This is a genomic window from Krasilnikovia cinnamomea, from assembly GCF_004217545.1.
Lineage (GTDB): Bacteria > Actinomycetota > Actinomycetes > Mycobacteriales > Micromonosporaceae > Actinoplanes > Actinoplanes cinnamomeus.
Genome location: NZ_SHKY01000001.1, coordinates 7,189,831 through 7,211,934 on the forward strand (window position 1 = coordinate 7,189,831; position 22,104 = coordinate 7,211,934).

Annotated in this window: 15 protein-coding genes; 2 read left to right on the forward strand and 13 right to left on the reverse strand. The window is 71.1% G+C overall.

Translation table 11 applies throughout. The features are described 5' to 3' along the window. Positions 1-53: 53 nt before the first annotated feature. From EV385_RS31745 to EV385_RS31805, 13 genes are all read right to left on the reverse strand, one after another. On the reverse strand, positions 54-1,331 hold the full coding sequence (locus EV385_RS31745) for a helix-turn-helix domain-containing protein (RefSeq protein WP_165449672.1): 1,278 nt from the start codon (positions 1,329-1,331) through the stop codon (positions 54-56). 528 nt (positions 1,332-1,859) lie between these two features. Beyond that, positions 1,860-3,890, reverse strand: coding sequence for a SpoIIE family protein phosphatase (locus tag EV385_RS31750; RefSeq protein ID WP_165449673.1), 2,031 nt, complete (start codon positions 3,888-3,890; stop codon positions 1,860-1,862). A gap of 159 nt (positions 3,891-4,049) precedes the next feature. Further along, positions 4,050-5,657 carry a cache domain-containing protein gene (locus EV385_RS31755; RefSeq protein ID WP_165449674.1) on the reverse strand — a complete coding sequence of 536 codons (1,608 nt, stop codon included), beginning with the start codon at positions 5,655-5,657 and terminating at the stop codon, positions 4,050-4,052. A gap of 190 nt (positions 5,658-5,847) precedes the next feature. Continuing rightward, positions 5,848-6,915, reverse strand: coding sequence for an amidoligase family protein (locus EV385_RS31760; protein WP_130512786.1), 1,068 nt, complete (start codon positions 6,913-6,915; stop codon positions 5,848-5,850). Further along, positions 6,912-7,547, reverse strand: a complete 636-nt coding sequence (locus EV385_RS31765) for a hypothetical protein (RefSeq protein WP_130512787.1) — start codon at positions 7,545-7,547, stop codon at positions 6,912-6,914. The genes EV385_RS31760 and EV385_RS31765 overlap by 4 nt, the downstream gene beginning before the upstream one ends. Beyond that, positions 7,544-8,068 carry a SigE family RNA polymerase sigma factor gene (locus EV385_RS31770; protein ID WP_130512788.1) on the reverse strand — a complete coding sequence of 175 codons (525 nt, stop codon included), beginning with the start codon at positions 8,066-8,068 and terminating at the stop codon, positions 7,544-7,546. Before EV385_RS31770 ends, EV385_RS31765 begins: the two co-directional genes overlap by 4 nt. A gap of 70 nt (positions 8,069-8,138) precedes the next feature. Then, on the reverse strand, positions 8,139-9,227 hold the full coding sequence (locus EV385_RS35860; protein ID WP_130512789.1) for a methyl-accepting chemotaxis protein: 1,089 nt from the start codon (positions 9,225-9,227) through the stop codon (positions 8,139-8,141). A gap of 157 nt (positions 9,228-9,384) precedes the next feature. Next, complete coding sequence (gene narI, locus EV385_RS31780; RefSeq protein ID WP_130512790.1) at positions 9,385-10,128, reverse strand: respiratory nitrate reductase subunit gamma; 744 nt, start codon at positions 10,126-10,128, stop codon at positions 9,385-9,387. Further along, on the reverse strand, positions 10,125-10,769 hold the full coding sequence (gene narJ / locus EV385_RS31785) for a nitrate reductase molybdenum cofactor assembly chaperone (RefSeq protein WP_130512791.1): 645 nt from the start codon (positions 10,767-10,769) through the stop codon (positions 10,125-10,127). The genes narI and narJ overlap by 4 nt, the downstream gene beginning before the upstream one ends. Beyond that, a complete protein-coding gene (gene narH / locus EV385_RS31790; protein ID WP_130512792.1) occupies positions 10,766-12,439 on the reverse strand; it encodes a nitrate reductase subunit beta in 1,674 nt (557 codons plus the stop codon). Before narH ends, narJ begins: the two co-directional genes overlap by 4 nt. Further along, positions 12,439-16,110: a nitrate reductase subunit alpha gene (locus EV385_RS31795; protein ID WP_130513697.1), complete on the reverse strand. Its 3,672-nt coding sequence runs from the start codon at positions 16,108-16,110 to the stop codon at positions 12,439-12,441. The genes narH and EV385_RS31795 overlap by 1 nt, the downstream gene beginning before the upstream one ends. A gap of 115 nt (positions 16,111-16,225) precedes the next feature. Then, complete coding sequence (locus EV385_RS31800; protein WP_130512793.1) at positions 16,226-17,614, reverse strand: MFS transporter; 1,389 nt, start codon at positions 17,612-17,614, stop codon at positions 16,226-16,228. A gap of 150 nt (positions 17,615-17,764) precedes the next feature. Continuing rightward, positions 17,765-19,099: an MFS transporter gene (locus EV385_RS31805; RefSeq protein WP_423203142.1), complete on the reverse strand. Its 1,335-nt coding sequence runs from the start codon at positions 19,097-19,099 to the stop codon at positions 17,765-17,767. Between the two features lie 465 nt (positions 19,100-19,564). Between EV385_RS31805 and EV385_RS31810 the strand changes: the two genes are divergently transcribed. Together EV385_RS31810 and EV385_RS31815 are read left to right on the forward strand one after the other, a co-directional pair. Continuing rightward, entirely contained in the window at positions 19,565-20,269 is a 705-nt protein-coding gene (locus tag EV385_RS31810) for a PilZ domain-containing protein (protein WP_130512794.1), read from the forward strand. A 162-nt stretch (positions 20,270-20,431) separates the two neighbouring features. Beyond that, the gene (locus EV385_RS31815) at positions 20,432-21,994 is read left to right on the forward strand and encodes a methyl-accepting chemotaxis protein (RefSeq protein ID WP_165449675.1); all 1,563 of its coding nucleotides are present in this window, start codon (positions 20,432-20,434) and stop codon (positions 21,992-21,994) included. The last annotated feature ends 110 nt before the right edge of the window (positions 21,995-22,104 follow it).

Below are 22,104 nucleotides of genomic sequence, written 5' to 3' on the forward strand. Positions count from 1 at the left end.
CGTCGGATGGCTCTGACCCGATAGGACCTCCCCGTCAGTCCGACCTTTCGCGCTCAAGCAGCGCAGGCGATGGCCTGGTCGATGTCGGCGGTGACCGCTCCGGCGCCAGGGTGGCGGGCTGCGGCGGCGCGCATCGATCGCAGATCCCTGGTGATGCGGGCCGAGCGCAGGCCCGGCACCGCCGCCAGGGCGACCCGGCTGGCACGGTCGGCCTCCGCCAGATGCCCGGCCCGGAAATGCAGCGCGGCCAGGCGGGTCGCGCACAGCGCGACGGCGCGGGCACGGCCACCGGTGAAGCCGCGTACGGCTCGGCTCAGGCGTTCCCCGGCGTCGTCGCTGAAGGCACCGGTCGCGGCCGCCAACGAGTACGCGGCCTGGCCGGTGACGCTGTCGACGTGAGCGTCGTTCAGGAACCTGGTCATCCACTCGGGCGTGGTCTCGGGAGTCACGTCGGCGTATGCGTCCTCGGCGAGGCCGATCTGCTGCCGCGTGCCGTCCGCGTCCGCCAGGGCTCCGAACGCGCGCGCCTTGACGCCGTGCAGCGCGAAGCGTACGGCCGGGCTGACGCGGTCGTCGCCTTCGGCCATGCGGATGATCTTCAGGCACTCGTGCGGCGATCCGAGGTACAACTGCTGCGTTGCGACGTCGGACAGGATGTGAGCGCGCAGATCGCTGTCGTCGGCGTCGGTCGCGGCGTACAACGCCAGTTTGAAGAGGGTACGGGCACCATCCTGTTCACCGGCGTCGAAAGTAGACCATGCGGCGCGTTCGGCGAGACTGCCGACCGCCGAATTGAGCCGATCACGGACCGGCTGGCTCATGTGCGCAGGCAACAGCCCGACCGCCCAGCGGAGCTGGGTACGGGCCATCTCCCGCGCCAGGCCCCCGCCGAAACGCAGGTCCCAGGTGGTGAACATGTCGGCGGCCTGCTCCACCTGTACGACATCGGGCAGGCCGACACGGTGGGGAATCGTGGCCGACCCCAGCGCGGCGACAGCCCTGCTGACCGGCTCCCCCAGCGGCCCTCCCGCTGCGATCGCGGCGACAGCGGCGGTGAACGCGCGTCGTTTCATGGTGTCCGCTTCCTCACCGGTTCCGTACGACGCCAGCCTAGCCCCGTCCGGTTCCCGGTGGGGCACAGCGGCGCCACGCAGGCGGACCTTCAAAGCGCTCTCGTAGCCGGTGACGACCGCCGGGGAGACTGCCCGGCTGCCGGTCTCGACTCGGCTGATATGGCCGACGGACACCCCGGCTTCCCGGGCGACGGTCGCCTGGCTGACGTGCGCCTTCTCTCGGAGCTGCCGCAGGGCGGCACCGTCCAGACCGTCCACCTGAATCCCTTCCGGGGTTGCCGCAACCGTTTGCCGCACCACGTGCCGCAGTGAAGCAACGCTGACCCGCTGCCGTCGCTGCGCCACGGTGGTTCCAGTGAACCACCGCGACTGGTGGGCGCGCAGGACCCCGAGGGGTGTCGGCACCGCGTCCACAATCGACCAAGGAGGACGGATGCGCACGCTGCCAGCTCTCCGACTCATCGCGTACGCCCGGAAACAGATCGTCACGGCAGACACGACGGGTTCCGCGTGAGCGCGGCACCTGGTGATCGTCTCCCGGAGCCGCACGACGCGGCCCTCCCCGCTGGGGTCGATCTCGTCCGCAGCCCGCTTGGCGGGTTCGCCGTTCGCCTCGACGGCGTCCTTGTCGGTTGGATCCACCAGGACCGGCACGGCGGGTGGAGGGCCTACCAGCGGACCGGACCCGCCACGACCGGGCGTCTTCTCGGAACGTACCCAAGAAACACGGCGGTGCAGCGGATCATCGCGGCCGAACCGGCATGACGGGACGACGCAGCCCTCCGGTCAGTTGTCGGTCGGTGCCGGGTCGATGGTGAGGACGAGGATCGCGACGTCGTCGGTCCGGGGGTGCGGGCCGACGTTGGCGCGGACAATGTGGTCCAGCAGGCCGCCGGGTTCCTGCGTCGGGGCCGACGACACCGCGTCGCACAACTCCGCCAGTCCCTGGTCGACGGTGAAACGGCGGTCCTCGATCAGGCCGTCGGTGTAGAGCACGAGGCTGCACCCGGCGGGCAGCGGCACGGTGACATCCACGTACTCGGCGTGCCGGATGCCCAGCGGCGGTCCCGGTTCCAGATCCAACGGTTCGGCCGTTCCCCCGGCCCAGCAGATCGGCGGCGGGTGACCGGCCAGGACCGCAATCGCGGTGTGGTCCCGCAGGTGGACTTCCAGATAGCAGCACGACGCCATGGCGTCCGGTTCGTAGCGCAGCAGCAGCTCGTTGGCGCGGCGCATGACGTCCGCCGGGCCGTACCCGTCGGCGGCGTACGCGCGCAGCGCGCTGCGCAGTTGCCCCATCGTCGCGGCGGCCTGGGAGCTGTGCCCGGCGACGTCGCCGATGACGACCGCGGCCCGGTCGGCGTCGATGTGGATCACGTCGTACCAGTCGCCGCCGACGTCGGCGCCGCGTGTCCAGGGCAGGTAGCGCACCGCGTGGCGGGCACCGTCGAGGGCCGGCAGCGGGTCGGGCAGCAGCGCCTGCTGCAGGTCCGCGGCGATCGACAGCTGGGATTCGTAGAGCAGGGCCCGCTGCAACGCCTGGGCGGCCAGGCCGCTGAACGCCACCAGGTTGGCGCGCTCGTCGTCGTCGAACTGGCGGGGCTCGCGGTACCCGATCACCAGGGTCCCGAGGACCTGCCCGGCGGTGCTCAGCGGCAGGAACGCCCACGCGTGGCGGCCGCCACCGGAGATGGCGCGCATGGGGTCGGGCTGGGCCGCGGCGAACTCCTCCGGGGAGCACAGGTAGCGCGGTTGCCCGGTGGCCGCGACCATGGTGGCCGGGTAGGGGTGGGTCATCGGCAGCTCGCTGAGCTGGTCCACGACGTGCTCCTCGTACCCGGCGTGGTAGCGCAGGACCAGCCGGCCATGCTCGATCAACAGGACGGCCAGGCCGTGCCCGCGGGCGGACGGGCGCACGACGGTGCCCATCGCCTGGTACACCTCCTCGGCGGTGCTCGCGGCGACCAGCGCGGCGGTGACGGCCTGCAACGCGCTTGTCCAGTACGCCGCCGCCCTGGCCTGGGCCGCGCTGCGTTCGAGCTGGCGCTGGTAATCCACCGACTCGGTGACGTCGCGGTACGACACCGCGACGATCCCGGCGCCGACCCGGACGGCCTTGAGCTCCCAGACCGGCGCCGTGCTCGGCGCGGTGATCTGCTGGTGCCACATCTCGCCGGTCTCGGCGACCTCCCGCAGGTACGGAAACAGTTGCACCTCCCCATCGCCGGAGAAGTCGGCGACGATGCGGTGCCCGATGAGTTCCTCGACGGTGCGCCCGGCGAGCTTGGCGCCGATGTAGTTGGTGTAGTCGCAGACGAAGTCGATGATCATGCCGGAGTCGTCGTGGACGGCGCGCAGCAGGGTGAACCCGTCGAACGCCGCGTCCAGCGCGTCGTACAGTCGGGTTCCGCCCTCGGTCTGCGACCCCATGGTCAGCTTGCTCAGGTCGACGAACCGGGCCACGAACCCGTCCCCGAACGGCACGATCCGGATCTCGAAATGACCGGTCAGGTTCGTCCGGTCGTAGTACACCGTCCGGACCGCCGGCACCCGCTGCTCCACCACGCGCCGGTACAGCGGCAGCGTGCCGTCCGTGACCGTCTCCGGCCACAGCTCCCGGTACGTCCGCCCGACCAGCTCGGCGCGGGGCCGGGCGAGAAACCGGCAGCCGGCCTCGTTGAGGTAGGTGAGGGTGAAGTCCACGATGCCGCCGCCGGCGTCGCGCACCGCCGTCGCGAGCGCGCAGCCGTGCGGATCCGCCTCCATCAGGGCCACGACGTCCGCAGACGGCTCCCCAGCGCGTGCCTCGCTGCTCATCATCGGCCCCTGCGGCACATGCGCATCAGGGTAGCCGTCCCGGCCCGGCCGGTCGCCGTCTTCACCCCTGACCTTCGGCCTGCCACCCGGGTGGGGGGTCGCCATCACCACCCGCCTACCGCACCCCACGGGGGAGGGTGCGGTAGGCGCCGCCCGCCGTCAGACCGTGAACCGGGTGGTCAGCGTACGGATGGAACCGGCCAGTTCGGCTAGTTCCGCCGCCGCGACGCTGACCTGCTCGGCGTGGGTGGCCGCGGAGCCGGCCGCTCCGGCCACCTCCCCGATCACGGCGTTCATGTCGGACACCTGACCGCTGGTGCTGGCGGTGCCGCTGGACAGCAGGTTGGTCGTGGTCTCCTGCTGCTCCACGGCGGCGGCGATGGTGATCTGGTAGTCGCTGATCTTGTCGATAACGGCGGTGATCCCGCCGATCGCCTCGACCGCCGAACCGGTGTCCTCCTGGATCGCGGTGATCTTCGCGGCGACCTCCGCGGTCGCCTCGGCGGTCGCGTTGGCCAGCGTCTTGACCTCGGTCGCGACGACCGCGAAGCCCTTGCCCTGCTCACCGGCGCGGGCCGCCTCGATCGTGGCGTTGAGGGCCAGCAGGTTGGTCTGCTTGGCGATGGAGTCGATCAGCGCGATCACGTCGCTGATCTCGGCGCTGGAGGCACCGAGCCGGGAAACCGTGGCGCTGGCCGAGTCCGCGGCGGTGACCGCGTCGGCGGTGACCCGGGCGGCGTCGGCGGCGCTGCTGGCGATCTCGGCGATGGACGCGTGCATCTCCTCTGCGCCGCTGGCCATGGTGCCGACCTGGACGGCGACGCCCTCCGCGGTGGCGTTCATGCGCTTCGCCTGCTGCGCGGTGTCCGCGGTGACGGTGCTGATCTCGGCGCTGGCGGCCTCCAGCTGGGCGCTGTTGGCGGCGACCGCCTCGGCGGCGTCGTGCAACTGCCCGATGGCGGCGCGGTTGTTGGCCACGGCGGCGTCCACGGCGGCCGCCATGCGGGCCAGATCGTCGTTGCCGTCGAGGTCGACGCGGGCGGTGAGGTCGCCCGCGGCGACCCGCTGCAGGGTGCGCCGGATCCGGCCGATCGCCGAGGAGATGCGGCGCACGATGCGCCACGCCGTGACCGTCAGCAGCAGCAGGCCGATGGCGCCGACGATGCCCGTGGTGCGGGCCTGCGCGGCGGCTGCGGCGTCCACATCGTCCACGTACACGCCGGAGCCGATGACCCAGCCCCAGTTCGGGACGCCCTGCACATAGGACACCTTTGGCTGCGGGTCCTTCTTGCCGGGCTTGGGCCAGTAGTACTCGACCGTGCCCGCGCCGTCCGCCTTGACCACGTCGACCATCTCGACGAACAGGTGCTTGCCGGTCGGGTCCGTGTTGCCGGTCAGGTCCTGGCCGTTGAGTTCGGGCTTCATCGGGTGCATGACCATGCGCGGGGTCATGTCGTTGATCCAGAGGTAGTTGTCGCCGGCGTAGCGCAGGGTCCGCACCGCGGCGATGGCCTGGCGCTGGGCCTGCTCACGGGTCAGCTCGCCGGTGGCCTCCTTGGCGATGTAGCCGTTGACGACGCCGGTGACGGCCTCGACGACATGGCGGGTCTGCAGCTTGCGTTCGGCCATGAGGCTGTCGCGGGTCGTGACGAGCGACGAGATCACCACGGCCACGATGCTCGTCAACGCGAGCAGGATCATGACGGCCAGGCGCGCGGTCACGCCGGGTTTGGTGAGCTGCCGCAACCGCATCGTCACAGCATTCATCGGGGAGTTCTCCTTCATACCCGGCGGGAACGCCGGAGTGGCCCGTTGGGGGGATGGGACCGGTGCGCACGCGCTGGATGAGGTGCTGATCCACGCAGCGTGCGGACACGATCACGCCTATCGGACCCGGCCCGCCACAGCGGACGATTTCCCTCCGGTGGTTTCCGTGACCCCCACCACCGGTGCGGAATCAGCCGGGCCGGGCGGCCAGCACCCCGGCGGCGTGTTCCATCAGCGCGGACACCGCGGCGGCCGGATCGGCGGGCGCGGCCGGGAACGGTACGGGGTCGAGGCAGCGTTCGAGCAGCAGCTCGACCACACCGGCCCGGTCGAGCACGGCGTCCGCGTCGATCGCCCCGGGCAGGATGCGCACCTCGACCGTGTCCCGCACCGGGGTGTCGGTCAGCAGTTGAGTCAGGTTGACGTCGAAGAACTTGGTCAGGCCGCCGTCGGCCGCCGCCCGGCGCAGATCCCCGTACGTCGGGGCGCCGTCGGCCGCCGCGACCAGGGCGTGCGGCAGCGGGGCGAGGCGGCGGCAGGCCGGGTTTGTCCCCAGCAGCGCGCGCAGCGGCTCCCGCCAGTGCGCGAACAGCCGGATCAGGTTCGCGAGGGCGGGCGCCGACCGGAACGGCGCACCGTCGACGTGCAGGTGGACCGCGGCCTCCCGGGCAACGGTGAAGCCGAGGTCGCGGGCCGGGCCGAGCAGCCGCTCCAGCGCGGCCCGGTGGTCGCCGGTCAGCGGCGGGGTCACGATCTCGCAGGGGCGCTCGCGTTCCCCGCCCAGCGGGGCGGCCAGCGCGATCGTCACGCCGGCCGGGTCGTCGAGCCGGTACACGTCGCCGTGGCGCTGCACCGGGCTGCGCCACAGCCGCGCCGTCGCCTCCAGCGCGGCGTCGAGGGTGCCGCCGGGATCGCTGTGCGCCGCGATCAGCCGGGTCAGCCGGGGGTCGTCGCTGAGGATCCGGAACCAGCCGGGACGGGCGGGGGCCCGCGGGTCCAGGTCGGCCAGCAGCGTGACGTCGTCCACGAGCGTGCACAGCGGGGCGCCGCCGCCGTCGCGTACCTCGAAGCCCTGGGTGAGGTGCAGGAACCGTCCCAGGCCGGGGACCAGGGACGGTTCGCTGTCGTGATGCCACACCGGGCGCACCGAGCCGCCGTACCGGCGGGCCAGTTCCCGGGCGAGGGTGCGCCGGCTGCGGCCCGGCGGGGCCATCAGCTCGATCTCGAACCCGGTTCGCCGGTGCAGCCGTGCGGTCACGGCTTGATCGGCAGGGGTTCGCCGGCCAGCAGCCGCTTGCCCGCGGCCACCTTGGCCGAGTACGGATCGGGCAGACGCCACAACTTGGCCAGTTTCACGGCGTCGTTGTAGTCGTAGCCCGCCCCGAAGAACGCGTCGAGCTGCGACTGCTCCCTGCTGGGCGGCGCACTGGTGACGGCACCACCCGGGGTCGGCGCGAACGGCAGGGTCTGGCCCGCCAGCAGGCGCCGCCCGGCCTCGGCCTTGACCGAGCCGATGTCGCCCGTCGAGTTCCACAGCTTGGCGAGCTTCACCGCGTCGTCGTAGTCGTAGCCGGCCGAGAAGTAGGCGTCGAACTCCCGCTGCAGTTCGGCCCCGGACGGCGCGCTGGACGCCGACGCCGAGGGCGCGGCGGCGGGCAGCACGATGCTCACCCCGTCGGCGGGGCGGCCGGGCAGGAGGGTGGGCAGGTTGATGGCGCCCGCGATCAGGCCGGCGCCCAGCACGGCACCGCCCGCGGCCTGGACGCCACGACGGCGCCGCCGATACGTACGGGACAGCTGCTGTACCCGGGCGTAGACCGCCCCCGGGTCGGGAGTCGGGTGTTCGTGGGCCTCGAACGCCCCGCGCAGTTGCTCTTCAAGGTGGGTCACGACGCCTCCTGGGCGTGGATCATGTGGGGTCGCTCCGACGACAGCCGGAGGTTCTTCAGTGCCCTCGAGGCGTGGCTGCGCACCGTGGCAGGTGAGCAGCCGAGCAGTTCGGCGATCGCGTCGTCGTCCAGATGCTCGTAGTAGCGCAGCACGAGCACCGCGCGCTGTTTGCGGCCCAGCGTGGCCAGCCGGTGCCACAGCGCGTCGGCGTCCACGACGCCCTGGGCGTGGTCGGGTGCCCCGCCCCGGGCGTCGTCGAGCTCCACCAGCCGCTCACCGACGGCGTGCACGTTGCGCGCCGCCCAGCTACGCCGCCAGGAGAGGTACTCGTTGAGCACCATCCGGCGGACGTACGCCTCGGGCGAGTCGGCGCCGGTGATCCGCCGCCACTTGACCTGGGCCCGGGCCAGCACCTCCTGCACGATGTCCTGGGCGAGGTCACGATCGCCGGTCAGGACGATCGCGTAGCGCAACAGGCTCGGTATCCGGGCTATGGCGAACTGCTCGAAGGTCACATCCATGAAGACGTACGCGGACCCTGCGGATGTGCACCCATGATCCAAGAATTTTCGCGCCGCCGTGGCGGCGAGGTCACCAGGCCCGGCTCACCACGACCTGGCCGAGCCGCTCCACCTGGCCGCTGATCGCCCCGGCCGCCGCGCGGACGGTCTCCGCCGCCTGCGCCGACGCCTGGACCGACTCCGCGACCGAGCGCACGCCGCCGGACATCTGGGCGGTGGTGGCGGTCTGCTCCTCGATCGCCCCGGCGATCATCGTCTGCTGCTCGGCCACCCGGTCGATCAGCTCCACGATGCCGGCGATCGCGCCGTCGACCTGCGAACTCTCGCCCTGGATGGCGTCGGCCATCGCGATGATCTGCTGGGTCGCCTCGGCGGTGCGCGCGGCGAGGTCCTTGACCTCACCGGCGACGACGGCGAAGCCCTTGCCGCTCTCCCCGGCCCGGGCCGCCTCGATGGTCGCGTTGAGCGCCAGCAGCTTGGTCTGGTCGGCGATCGAGGTGATCAGGTTGGTGACGTCGCTGATCTGGCGGCTGGACTCCTGCAGCCGGACCATCGTCTCGGCGGCGTTGCGGGCCGACTCCACGGCCGCGCCGGTGTCGGCGGCCGCGGCGCTGACCCGCGACGAGATCTCCCGGATGCTCTCGGTCATCTCGGCGGAGCCCTGCGAGATCAGGTGCGCCTGCTCGGCGGTGTCGCCGGAGGCGGCCGCGAGGTGGTCGCCCAGGTTGTTGAGCGAGTGCACCGCGCCGTCGAGGTCGGAGGCGAGTTCGGACGTCACCGCGGCGGAGTGCTCCCGGGCGGTCACGTCACCCCAGGTCGCGACGTACCCGCCGCCGGGGATGCGGTCGACGATGACCTCGGCGTACACGTCCATCTCGCCGCCCTCGATCTTGCGGGTCTCGGTGTACGGGAAGTCGGTGACCTCCTTGACCACCTTCTTGAACGTGTCCCGCAGCGCCTGCAGCGCCGCCGGTCCCCGCTCGGTGGCGACGCGGGTCATGAGTTTGGTGCCGAGCTCGTTGCGCCAGACGACGTCTCCGTTGTCGTCCACGACGATGATGACGGCCGGAAGGGCCGCGAGCACCGCCCGCATCGCGTCGGCCGAACCCACCAACGGGTGCACGGACTCGCCCTTGCTGAATGACCCGAACCGCGCCACTTGCACTCCCCTAACTCGCTATCGGACGGGGAAACAATCGGCCGGTCCGGAACCGAGGCCAGTACTTCGCGCCACATTTTTGCCACCCTTGCCGGTCGGCACCGGCGGCGGCGGGCCGAACCGGTCGAATCAGCTCTTCGGGGCATTGAGCGGCCAGTCAGGGCACCCGCTCCCAGCCGCGCCGCCCGGGGCGGCTGCCCAACTGGGCATCGCGGCTGCGGTAGACGATGTACGGGCGGGTGAGATACCCCAGCGGCGCCGAGAACACGTGCACGAGCCGGCTGAACGGCCAGAACGCGAACAGCGCCCACGCGCATAGGGCGTGAATCCGGAAACCGATCGGCGCCTGCAGGATCAGGCCCGGGTCCGGGTGCAGCGCGAAGATCGACCGGAACCACGGCGCCACGGTCAGCCGGTAGTCGTGCGGGTGTGCGGTGAGGTTGCCCAGCACGGTGGTGCCCAGGCCCAGCACGATCGTGCCCACCAGGAGCACGTACATGATCTTGTCGTTGCGGGTGGTGGCGGAGAAGACCGGGCCGACCGTTCGGCGGCGGTAGACGAGGATGGCGGCACCGGCCAGGGTGCAGAAGCCGGCCACCGTGCCGAGGCCGACCGCGACGGCGTGGTAGGCGGTCTCGCTCACCCCGGCCGCGTCGGTCCACGACTCCGGGACGAGCAAGCCTCCGATGTGGCCGACGGCGACCAGCAGGATGCCGAAGTGGAACAGCGGACTGCCGATGCGCAGCAGGCGCCGCTCGTAGAGCTGCGACGAGCGGGTCGTCCAGCCGAACTTGTCGTACCGGTAGCGCCACACGTGCCCGGCCACGAAGACGGTGATGGCCACGTACGGGACGACCACCCAGAGCAGGATGTTGAGGGTGCTGTGCGGATCGGTCGTCATCGCGACGCCCCCTGCGGTGTGAGCCTCGGGTCGGGCATGTACTCCGGGGGCGCGAACGGGGCGAGCCCGACCTGTTCCTCGGGCGGGCCCTCGGCGGCGAGGCGGGCGACCGCGGCCCGCAGGTCCGCGCCCAGCGGCGGCAGCGTCGCCGACACCGAGTCGAGGACGCCGGCCCACGGGGATTCGGCGTCGCGCAGGGCCAGACGCAGCAGTTCGATCGCCGCCCGGTGTTCGGCCAGCAGGGCGCGGCCCTGCCGTGGGTCGGTCGCGGCGTACTCCAGCAGCACGGCGAGGTGGTCGGGCAGTTCGTCGTCGACCAGGCGCAGGCCGGCCGCCGCGTACGTCTGCTTGAGCCGCAGCAGGGCCATCCCCCGCTTGCGGGTGTCGCCGTGGGCGTAGTACGTGAGGAACAGGCAGCAGCGTTTGCGGTGGTCGAACGTGGCCACGTAGTCGGCGGCGGCCCGGGCGGGGGCGGTGCGCGCCAGGTGGGCGACGAGGCGCCGCAGAGGCCCGCCCACCGGGTCGTCCAGGGTGGCCGCGACCCGGTCCAGCAGGCCGAGCCGGGCGTAGAGCTGCTCGTCGGGGTATCCGACCAGCAGCGACTGGGCCTGCCACGCCCGGGCGAGCGCGTCCGCCTTCATGAGCCCTGCTCCGGTCCATCGTCGGGGCGGGGCGGGAACAGCCCTTCGGGGCGGCCCTTGCCGTCCCAGTTGAGCAGGTTGACCCGGCGGACCTTGTCGCCCGGGTCGACGATGGTGTCGCCGGTCTGGCGCTCGCGCAGCATGTGGAAGTTCTCCACGGCGATGGGGGCGGCGCCGCCGGACGACTCGCCGAACGGGCCGGAGCCGCCCATGCCGGGCCCGCCCTCGTAGTCCAGGCTGCACCCGGTGGCGAGTTCCTCCAGCTGGTGCGCCTGCTCGGCGTGCGCGGGCGGGATCACGTACCGCTCGTCGTACTTGGCGAGCGCCAGAAGCCGGTACATGTCGTACATCTGCTCGCCGGTCATGCCGACGGCGGCGGGGATGGACTCGTCGGCGTCGCGGCCCAGGTTGATGTCGCGCAGGTACGAGCGCATCGCGGCCAGCCGCCGCAGCACCGCGTCCACCGGGGCCACCTCGCCCGCGGTGAACAGCTGGGCCAGGTAGTCCACGGGGATGCGCAGCGCCTCGATCGCGGCGAACAGGTTCCCGGAGTCCTCGGCGTCGTAGCCGGTGTCGCGGACCACGTCCACGACCGGGGACAGCGGCGGGATGTACCAGACCATCGGCATGGTGCGGTACTCCGGGTGCAGCGGCAGCGCGACCCGGTACCTGTTGATCAAGGCGTACACCGGGGAGCGTTGGGCCGCGTCGATCCAGTCGCGGGGGATGCCGGCGCGTTCGGCCTCGGCGATGACGGCGGGATCGTGCGGGTCGAGGAAGACCTGGCGCTGCGCCTCGTACAGGCCGTGTTCGTCGGGGGTGGACGCGGCCGCGAGGACGCGGTCCGCGTCGTACAGGATGAGGCCGATGTAGCGCAGCCGCCCGACGCAGGTCTCGGAGCAGACCGTGGGGATGCCGACCTCGACGCGCGGGAAGCAGAATGTGCACTTCTCGGCCTTGCCGGTGCGGTGGTTGAAGTACACCTTCTTGTACGGGCAGCCGGTGACGCACATCCGCCAGCCCCGGCACCGGTCCTGGTCGACCAGGACGATCCCGTCCTCGGCCCGCTTGTAGATGGCCCCGGACGGGCAGGAGGCGGCGCAGGACGGGTTGAGGCAGTGCTCGCAGATGCGCGGCAGGTAGAACATGAACGTCTGCTGGAACTCGAAGCGCACCTTGTCGGCGATCCCGGCCAGCAGCACGTCCTTGTCGCCGTGGTCGGGTGCGCCGCCGAGGTCGTCGTCCCAGTTCGCCGACCAGGAGATCTTCATGTCCTTGCCGGAGATCAGCGACTTGGGGCGGGCCACCGGGGTGTGTTCCTGCAGCGGGGCGCTGGTCAGCGTCTCGTAGTCGTACGTCCAGGGTTCGTAGTAGTCACCGATCGCGGGCAGTTTCGGGTTGGCGAAGATGGTGAACAGCTTGCGGAACCGGCCGCCGTCCTTGAGCGCGAGGCGCCCCCGGCGGTTCAGCTTCCAGCCGCCGCGCCAGGTCTGCTGGTCCTCGTAGCGGCGCGGATAGCCCTGCCCGGGGCGGGTCTCGACGTTGTTGAACCAGACGTACTCGACGCCGGTGCGGTTGGTCCACGCCTGCTTGCAGGTGACCGAGCAGGTGTGGCACCCGATGCACTTGTCGAGGTTCATCACCATCGCCATCTGCGCCATGACCCGCATCAGTACTGCACCTCCTGTGCGCGGCGGCGGATCACGGTGACCTCGTCGCGCTGGTTGCCGGTGGGGCCGAGGTAGTTGAACGCGAACGACAGCTGGGCGTACCCGCCGACCAGGTGGGTGGGTTTGATCAGCAGCCGGGTCAGCGAGTTGTGGATGCCGCCCCGGCGCCCGTTGGTCTCGGTGCGGGGCACGTCGATGAGTCGGTCCTGGGCGTGGTGCATGTACACCGTGCCCTCGGGCATGCGGTGTGACACGACCGCGCGAGCCACCACGACGCCGTTGCGGTTGACCGCCTCCACCCAGTCGTTGTCCGCAACGCCGATCTTCGCGGCGTCCTCCTTGGACATCCAGATGCTCTGTCCGCCGCGCGAGAGCGACAGCATGAACAGGTTGTCCTGGTACTCGGAGTGGATCGACCACTTGTTGTGCGGGGTCAGGTACCGCACCGTGACGCCCAGCTCGCCGGTATCGCCGACGGACGGCTCGCCGAACAGGGCGTGCATGTTCAGCGGGGGCCGGTAGACGGGCAGCCACTCCCCCAATTCCGCCATCCAGTCGTGGTCGAGGTAGAAGCTCTGCCGCCCGGTCAGGGTGTGCCACGGCTTGAGCCGTTCGACGTTGATGACGAACGGTGAGTAGCGGCGGCCGCCGGACTCCGACCCGGACCACTCCGGGGAGGTGATCACCGGGGTCGGCCGGGACTGGGTGTCCGCGAAGGTGATCTGCTTGCCCTCGTGCTCGGCGGACAGGTCGGCCAGCTTGACCCCGGTGCGGCCTTCGAGGGTACGGAAGCCCTGGGTGGCCAGGTGCCCGTTGGTGGTGCCGGACAGGGCGAGGATCGCCTCGCACGCCTGCACGTCCCGGGCGATCGACGGGCGCCCGTCGGCGACCCCGCCGCGCACGGTGCCGTTCTTCTGCCGCAGGTAGTCGATCTCGCGGCCGACGTCGAAGGTCACGCCCTTGGTGGTGGCGCCCAGGGTGTCGAGCAGCGGGCCCAACGCACCCATCTTCTGCGCCACGGCCGCGTAGTCGCGTTCGACGGGTACGAGTTTCGGCATGCTCACCCCGGGGACGGGGTCGGTCGCGCCGGTCTTCCAGTCCCGGACCCGGCCGTGCGGGTTGGCCAGCTCGTCCGGGGTGTCGTGCAGCAGCGGGGCCGCGACCACGTCGGTGCGGGTGCCCAGGTGGGTGGCGGCGAGCCGGGAGAACTCCCCGGCGATCGCCATGAACGCGTCCCAGTCGGTACGGGTCTGCCACGGCGGGGCGATGGCCGGGTTGAACGAGTGCACGAACGGATGCATGTCCGTGGTGTTCAGGTCGTGCTTCTCGTACCAGGTGGCGGCGGGCAGCACCACGTCGGAGTAGACCGTGGTGGAGGTCATCCGGAAGTCCAGCGACACCAGCAGGTCGAGCTTGCCGGTGGGTGCCTCGTCGTGCCAGCGCACGTCGCGGGGGCGGACCCCGGGCGGAGCCTCGTCGGCGCGCACGGCGTGGTCGGTGCCCAGGAGGTGCCGCAGGAAGTACTCGTTGCCCTTGGCGGACGAGCCGAGCAGGTTCGCCCGCCACACCGTCAGGATGCGGGGGAAGTTCTCCGGCGCGTCCGGGTCCTCGCACGCGAACCGCAACTCTCCCGCCTTGAGCAGGCCGACGATGTGGTCGGCGACCGGCACTCCGGCGGCCTTCGCCTCGTCGGCCAGTTCCAGGGGGTTGCGGTCGAACGTGGGGTACGACGGCATCCAGCCCATCCGCGCCGAAGCGGCGATCACGTCGGCCGTGCTCATGCCCGCGAACGCGCCGCCGTCCTGGCCGGTGGAGAGCGTGGCGGCGGAGAACGGGTCGTACCGGAACTGGTCGGTATGCAGGTACCAGTACGCGGTCTGGATCATCTGGCGGCCTGGCCGGGACCAGTCCGCGGCCGTGCCGAGCACGCTGTACCCGGTAATCGGGCGGACCTTCTCCTGGCCCACGTAGTGCGCCCAGCCGCCGCCGTTGACCCCTTGGCAGCCGGTCATGGTGGTCAGCGCCAGGAAGGAGCGGTAGATGGTGTCGGAGTGGAACCAGTGGTTCGTCCCGGCCCCCATGATGATCATGGAACGGCCGCGGGACTGCTCGGCGTTGGCCGCGAACTCCCGGGCGATGCGCGCCGCCGCGGGCCCCGGCACGCCGGTAATGGCCGCCTGCCACGCCGGGGTGTAGGGCTGCTCCGCGTCGTTGTACCCGGCGGGCCACTGGCCGGGCAGGTCGACACGGCGAACCCCGTACTGGGCCAGCAGCAGGTCGAAGGCCGTCGTCACGAGCCGTCCCGCGACCCGGCGCACAGGCACGCCGCGGCGCATCGGCCCGGCCTGCCCCGAACCGCCGTCGAAGCGCGGCAGCAGCACCTCGACCGGGGGCTCGTCGCCGCCGTCCACGCTGAGCAGGGGCCGCACCCCGGCAAGATCCAGGTTCCAGCGGCCCTGGCCGGTCTCGCCGTAGCGGAAGCCGAGCGAGCCGTTGGGCACCAGCGGGGTGCCGTCCGCGTCGAGCAGCACGGTCTTGAACGCGGCGTGCTCGGAGTCGGCATGCTCGTCGAGGTCGGCGGCGGTGAGCATCTTGCCGGGCCGGTACCCGCCGCCGTCGGCCTCCTCGAGGGTGATCAGGAACGGCAGGTCGGTGAAGCGGGTGACGTAGTCGGTGAAGTACTCGACCTGCCGGTCGACGAAGAATTCTTTCAGCACGACGTGGCCCATGGCCATGGCCAGCGCGCCGTCGGTGCCGGGCTGGACGGCCAGCCACTCGTCGGCGAACTTGACGTTGTCCGCGTAGTCCGGGGCTACCGCGATGACCTTCTGGCCCCGGTAGCGGGCCTCGGCCATCCAGTGCGCGTCCGGCGTGCGGGTCACCGGCAGGTTCGAGCCCCACATGATCAGGTATCCGGCGTCCCACCAGTCGCCGGACTCCGGCACGTCGGTCTGGTCGCCGAACATCTGCGGGGAGGCCACCGGCAGGTCCGCGTACCAGTCGTAGAACGACAGCATCGCGCCGCCGATGAGGTTGTAGAACCGCGCTCCGGCCGCGTGCGACACCATCGACATGGCCGGGATCGGGGAGAACCCGGCCAGCCGGTCCGGACCGTACGCCTTGATGGTGTGCACGTGCGCGGCGGCGATCAGTTCCGTCGCCTCCGCCCAGGTGGCCCGCACCAGGCCGCCCTTGCCCCGCACCGACTTGTACCGGCGGGCGGTCTCCGGGTCGCTCACCAACTCCCGCCACGCGGCGACCGGATCGCCGCCGTGGGCGGCCTTCGCCGCCCGGAACATCTCCAGCAGCACCCCGCGCACGTACGGGTAGCGCACCCGGGTCGGCGAGTAGGTGTACCAGGAGAAGGCGGCGCCGCGCGGGCAGCCGCGCGGCTCGTACTCGGGGCGGTCGGGGCCCACGCTCGGGTAGTCGGTCTGCTGGGACTCCCAGGTGATGATGCCGTCCTTGACGTACACCTTCCATGAGCAGGAGCCGGTGCAGTTGACGCCGTGGGTGGAGCGGACCACCTTGTCGTGTGACCAGCGGTCCCGGTAGAAGGTGTCCGCCTGCCGCCCACCCACCTGGTACAGCGCCCGCCGGTCGGGCGAGACCTCGCCGCGGGTGAAGAACCGGCGGGTCGAGACGAGCGCGTCGGTCAGGGGATCGTCCAGCCCCGCCGGATGCGCGGCCGTGTCCGGTCGAGTCGTCACGGGTCACCTCTCTTCGCAGAGCAGCCCTGATCGACACATTAGCCCCGGGCGGGTGGACACCGCCCGGAAACGCCGATCACCGCCCGCGGCCCGGGCCGGGGGCGGTCACGTCCGGCTCGATCTCCCGGGCCAGCTCCGGACTGCGGGCGTTGAGCATGCGCATCACGGTGAGGTGCATCCACAGCGCGCTGACGGCGGTGATGACGAACAGGATGAAGAACGTGCTCTGCGGCAGGCCCGTCCACTCCTGGGTGTAGGCGAACAGCGGGGGCAACACGAACCCGCCGAGCGCACCCAGCATGCCGACCAGGCCGCCGACCGCACCCACATCCTCCGGAAAGTACTCCGGGATGTGCTTGAACACCGCCGCCTTGCCGACGCCCATGGCGATGCCGATGACGACCACGCCGATCGTGAACGGCAGCAGGCCCAGTTCGTACGGCAGCACCTCACGCACGCCGTCCGCCTCGTACCTGGTCGGCACGTAGAGCACGATGTGCCCGTACGGCATGGACAGGAACAGCGTCGAGACGAGCATCGTGGCGAACGCGCCGTACATGACGCGGCGGGCGCCGTAGCGGTCGGCCAGCCACCCGCCGAGCGGGCGCAGCAGGCTGGCGGGGAAGATGAACAGCGCGGTGAGCAGGGCGGCCTGGTACAGCGGCACCCCGAACACATCCACGTAGTACTTGGGCAGCCAGGCAGCGAGCGCGACGTACGCCCCGAAGACCACCACGTAGTACAGGCTGAACCGCCATACGCGCATCTGCCGCAGCGGGCGCAGCATCTCCCCCAACGGCCGGTGCTGACCGGGTCGGCGGTCGGGGCGCGGCGCGAACAACCACACCGCCACGCCCATCAGCACCAGCAGCACCGCGTAGAGGAAGGGCACGAAGCGCCAGCCGCCCGGGATGAGCCCGCCCGCCCAGCCGACCACGGGTACGGCCGTGATGAGCGCCGGGCCGATGAACTTCGTGACCGAGGCGCCGACGTTGCCCGCGCCGAACACGCCGAGCGCGAAGCCCTGCCGCTCGCGCGGGGTCCACGCGGACACCCAGGAGATGCCGACGGTGAAGCTGTTGCCCGCGAACCCGACCAGGAAGGCGTACAGCAGCAGGGCGCCGTAGCTGTGCGCCTGGGAGACCAGGTATGCCGGGATCGCGGTGAACAGCAGCAGCGCGGTGAAGACGATCTTGCCGCCGACCCGGTCGGCCAGCACGCCACCGGGCAGCCGCCAGGCGGCGCCGTTGAGGATCGCCAGCGAGGACAGCCAGGAGAGTTGCACGTCGGTGAGGCCGAACTCGGCGCGGATCGGGATGCCGAGGACGCCGAACATCAGCCACACCGCGAACATGAGCGTGAAGCCGATCGTGGACAGGCTCAGCACCGACAGCGCGCCGCGGGGCCAGGCACTCGGGCGCACCTGCTCATCCGCCGGGTCGGCGGTGCCGGATGTGGCGGTCATGACTCTTCGTCTCCCACTCTTGGTCGAACATCTCGGTGAACCTGGCCGCGCGGTCTGCGGTCCGCGGCCCGCCGGTGAGGCCGCAGGGCTGCCGCACCGTGCCGTCGCGTGCCCGGGGTACGGCCGGTCGCCCTGCGGCGACCCGCTGCCTCAGCTGGGGCGTTCGGCGCCCTTGCGGGCGTAGAAGTGCCAGGCCAGCCACACGCAGAGGGTGAAGAAGACCGTCCAGCCGCCGAAGAACACCACCGGCGAGATGCTCGCGAGGCCGACACCGAACAGGAACGGTCCGAACGCGGCGATCGCGGCCGTCCAGCCGATCACGCCACCCGCCTGCCGCCGCTCGAAGATCATTGGCATCTGCTTGAACGTGGAGGCGTTGCCGACCCCGGCGAAGAAGAAGATCCCCAGCATGCCGGCGACGAACCACTTGAACTCGCCGACCGAGGCCGGTGACAGCCACAGCGCGGTGAAGATCGTCGAGACCGTCATACCTACGCCGGCCACCACGGTCCAGACGGCGCCGCCGAACTTGTCACACAGCGGCCCCCATGCCACCCGCGCGGCCGAGCCGACCAGGGGGCCGAGGAAGGCGAACGCGAGCGGGTCCGGGGCGCCCGGGAAGCCGCCGTACAGGTTCTTGATCAGCAGGCCGAACTGCGCCGCGAATCCGGAGAACGCCCCGAAGGTCATGACGTAGAGCGCGGTCATGATCCAGGTGTGCTTGTTGCGGAAGATGTCCAACTGCTGGCTCATGCTCGCCTGCACCGGGACGCTCTTGAGGAAGAACCAGGCCAGCGCCGCACCGGCGATCACCCACGGGATGAAGACGATGCCGGCGTTGTGCAGCCAGATGGAGTCGCCCAGCCCCTTGGCCGGCTTGACGACCGTCTCCGGGGCGATGGACGCGGTGCCCAGCAGCGCGAACCCGACCACCCACGGCACCAGGAACTGCACGACACTGACGCCGAAGTTGCCGATGCCCGCCTGAATGCCCAGCGCGACGCCCTGCTTACGCCGGGGGAAGAAGTACGACGTGCTCGGCATGAAGCCGGAGAACACACCGCCGCCGATGCCGCAGAGGAACGCCAGGGCCAGCAGCACCGGGTACGACGTCGAGCTGTCCTGCACCGCCCAGCCCCATCCGGCCAGTGGAATGATCAGCAGCAGCGTGGACAGGGACACGAGCTTGCGGGTTCCGAGGATCGGCGGCAGGAACATCCAGACCAGCCGCAGCATTCCGCCGGCCAGTCCGGGCATCGCGGCGAGCCAGTACAGCTCGCTGACGCTGAGCCCGAAACCGATATTGTTCAGCCGCGGCGCGATGGCGGATACCAGGAACCAAGTGATGAACGCCAACGTGAGGTTGTACGTCGTGATGCCGAGTGTTCGCCAGGCGAGCCTGCTGTCCCACGACCGCTCGTCTTCCGGGTCCCAGACGGCGAGCCATTCGCGGCCGCGTCGCCGCGGCTCCGCCTGCACAGCGATGGCCGGTGGCCGTTCAGCCGCAGTGCTCATGTCGATCCGCTCCCGAGATTTAGTCGAGCCACCGTTCTGGGGGCTCTCCGCCCTCAACAATCGATCAGCGAAATCCGAACTACATGGCCGCATGGGCACCGGCTTGCGGGACCAAAGTCATGACCGGAACGGGACTTCTGCTCCGTGCGTGGCGCGCCGGACCGCACCCCACGTCCGACCTGGTCACAGCGGTCACATCAGCACCGTTGGCAGCACATCGCCGCCGGTGGCCGGGCACGGAAGGCGGGCGCCGGTGGCCTCCCCCACTCGCGCCGGTGAACTCCTCATCTCGCCCGGCCGAGAACCGATTTCGTAGCTCGAGGGCGACGGTCAGCGTTCCCTCGATGGCAAGCGGCGGACCGCACGGCCGGCGGACCGTGGCCCACGGCCCGCCGTCCGGAAAGGGATCGCCAAACCACGGCGAGGAGACAGGACGTGGCCTGGGACTGGTTGAAGCGCAAAGGCGGAGTCGACGAGGTCGACCCCGACCTCGAGCCGGACGCTGCCGAGAGTCTGCTGTGCCGCCGTGGCAGCGATGCCACGATCCTGGTCGCCACCGCCGACGAGCCCCACGCGGCCACGATCCACGGCACGGTGGCCATCGTCGATGACAACCGCCTCGTGATCACGAACACGGGTGGCGCCGAGAAGCCCGCCGACGACGCGACCGTGACCCTGCAGTGGCCGGTCGACACCGGCCTGCGCCACGTCGCGGTCACCGTCGCCTCGACCACCCCGACGGCCTGGAACCTGGTCGTGTCCGGCGACGTGGTGCACGAGCAGCGGCGCCGGTGGATCCGGGTGCGCACCAACCTGCCGGTCTTCGTCCGCCTGCCCGAGCAGGAGGAGTGGCTTTCCGGGAACACGATCAACCTGTCCGCGGGCGGGATGGCCGCGGTCCTCGAGGCGACCAACGGGCAGCTGAACGCCCCCGCCAAGGTGGACATCAGGCTCAACCTGCCCGACGGCGCCCTCACCCTGACCGGCACCGTCTCCGAGATCATCGAGGACGAGCCGGGCAGCATGGTCCGGGCGGACTTCTCCGAGGTCGAAGAGGCGTGCCACGAACGGCTGGCCGCGCACGTGTTCCACGTCCAGCGCGAGGAGCTGGCGCGCCGCCGCCAGCAGGGCGCCGCGTAGCACGACGGCTGCGGGTAGTAACCAAGAACACCGGACCGGCGCCGCGACAAGGCAAAGGTCACCCCGCCGCAGGCCGATGGTCGATGCAATTCGTACGACCATTCTGGAGCCGTCATGTTCAGTCGCCTGCGGGTAGGCCATCGACTTGCCGTCTGCTTCGCCTTGTTGATCGCCTTGCTGTCGGCCACCGCCACCGCCGGGTGGCAGGGCATGCACACGCAGAACGAGGTCGAGCAGCGCATCGCGGAACTGAGCACCGCGCGCGAGGCGATGCAGCAGTTCATCTACGAGGTCGCGGACGTCACCGGCTGGCAGGGCCTGCTCATCGCTGACGCCTCGGTCGTCGGCGGCGTCGCGGCCACCGACCCGAAGTCGTACAACCGCGCGGGCGAGCTGGAGGCCAAGGACGCCCTGTACGCGGCGATCGACGCGGCCGAGAAGGCGCCGTTCACCGCCGCCGAGCACGCCGAGGTGGCGAAGCTGCGCGGCATCTGGGACGGCTTCTTCGTCGACGACGACCGGATCGTGACCCTGCTGCGCCAGGACACGCTGGCGGCGCGGGCCGAGGCGCTCAAGAGCATCAACGAGGGTGTCTCCAACGACGCGTACACCAGGAGCATCGAGATCAACGACCGGGTACGCGAGTCCACCCAGGCCCGTACGGACGCGCTGAAGGCCGAGGCGGCGCGGGCCCGGACCATGGGCAACGTGATGCTGGGCAGCACCCTCGCCGCGGCCGTCCTGCTGGCCGTGACAGCCGCGGTGGCCGTGACCCGCTCGATCGTTCGTCCACTGCGCACAGTGACGCAGACCCTCGGACGGCTGGCGGAGGGTGACCTGACCGCGCGCACCGGAGTGCAGCGCCGTGACGAGCTGGGCGCCCTTGGTACCGCCGTGGACGCCAGCGGGCAGGCGTTGCAGACCGCGATGCGGCAGGTACTGACCGGAGCCGGGGCGGTGGCCGAGTTGTCGGGCCGGCTGTCCGGTGTGGCCGAACGCATGGCCGCCTCCGCCTACCAGGCCCGGCGCCGCGCCACGGACGTCTCGGGCGCCGCGGACAACGTCCGCACCAGCCTGCGCACCGTCGTGGCGGGCAGCGGCGACGTCGGCACCGCGATCGCCCGCATCGGCTCCAGCGCCGAGGCGGCCGCCCAGATCGCCAGCGAGGCGGTCACCACCGCCACTGACACCGCCGCCACGATCACCCGGCTCGGCACCTCGTCGACCGAGATCAGCAACATCGTCGCGCTCATCGACGGCATCGCCGCCCAGACCAACCTGCTGGCGCTGAACGCCACCATCGAGGCCGCCCGCGCCGGCGACCAGGGCAAGGGCTTCGCCGTGGTGGCCGGGGAGGTCAAGGACCTCGCCCAGGAGACGGCCCGGGCCACCGGCGACATCAGCGGCAAGGTCCGCACGATCCAGACCGACACCGGTTCGGCGATCCACGCCATCGACGCCATCAGCGACGTCATCCGCCGCATCGACGACTTCCAGGAGACCGTCGCGACCGCGATCGACGAGCAGACCCACGCCACCCGGCTGATCAACGACAGCCTGAACGAGGCGGCGGACAGCAGCGATCAGATCGCCGCCACCATCGCCGAGCTGGCCGAGACGACCGAGAACACGGCCCGCGAGGTCGAGGAGGCCGCCGGGACCGCGACGGAACTGGCCGCCGCCAGCACGGCGCTGCACACGGCGATCGCCGAGTTCACCGTCTAGGTCCCGCATAACCCGGCCCGCCGCCGGTCGTTGAGGTCCACGACGTCACGTCGGAACCACCGTCACGGGCCCGGCGGCAGCAGGTGACCGGGGGCCGGGTTGAATCCGCA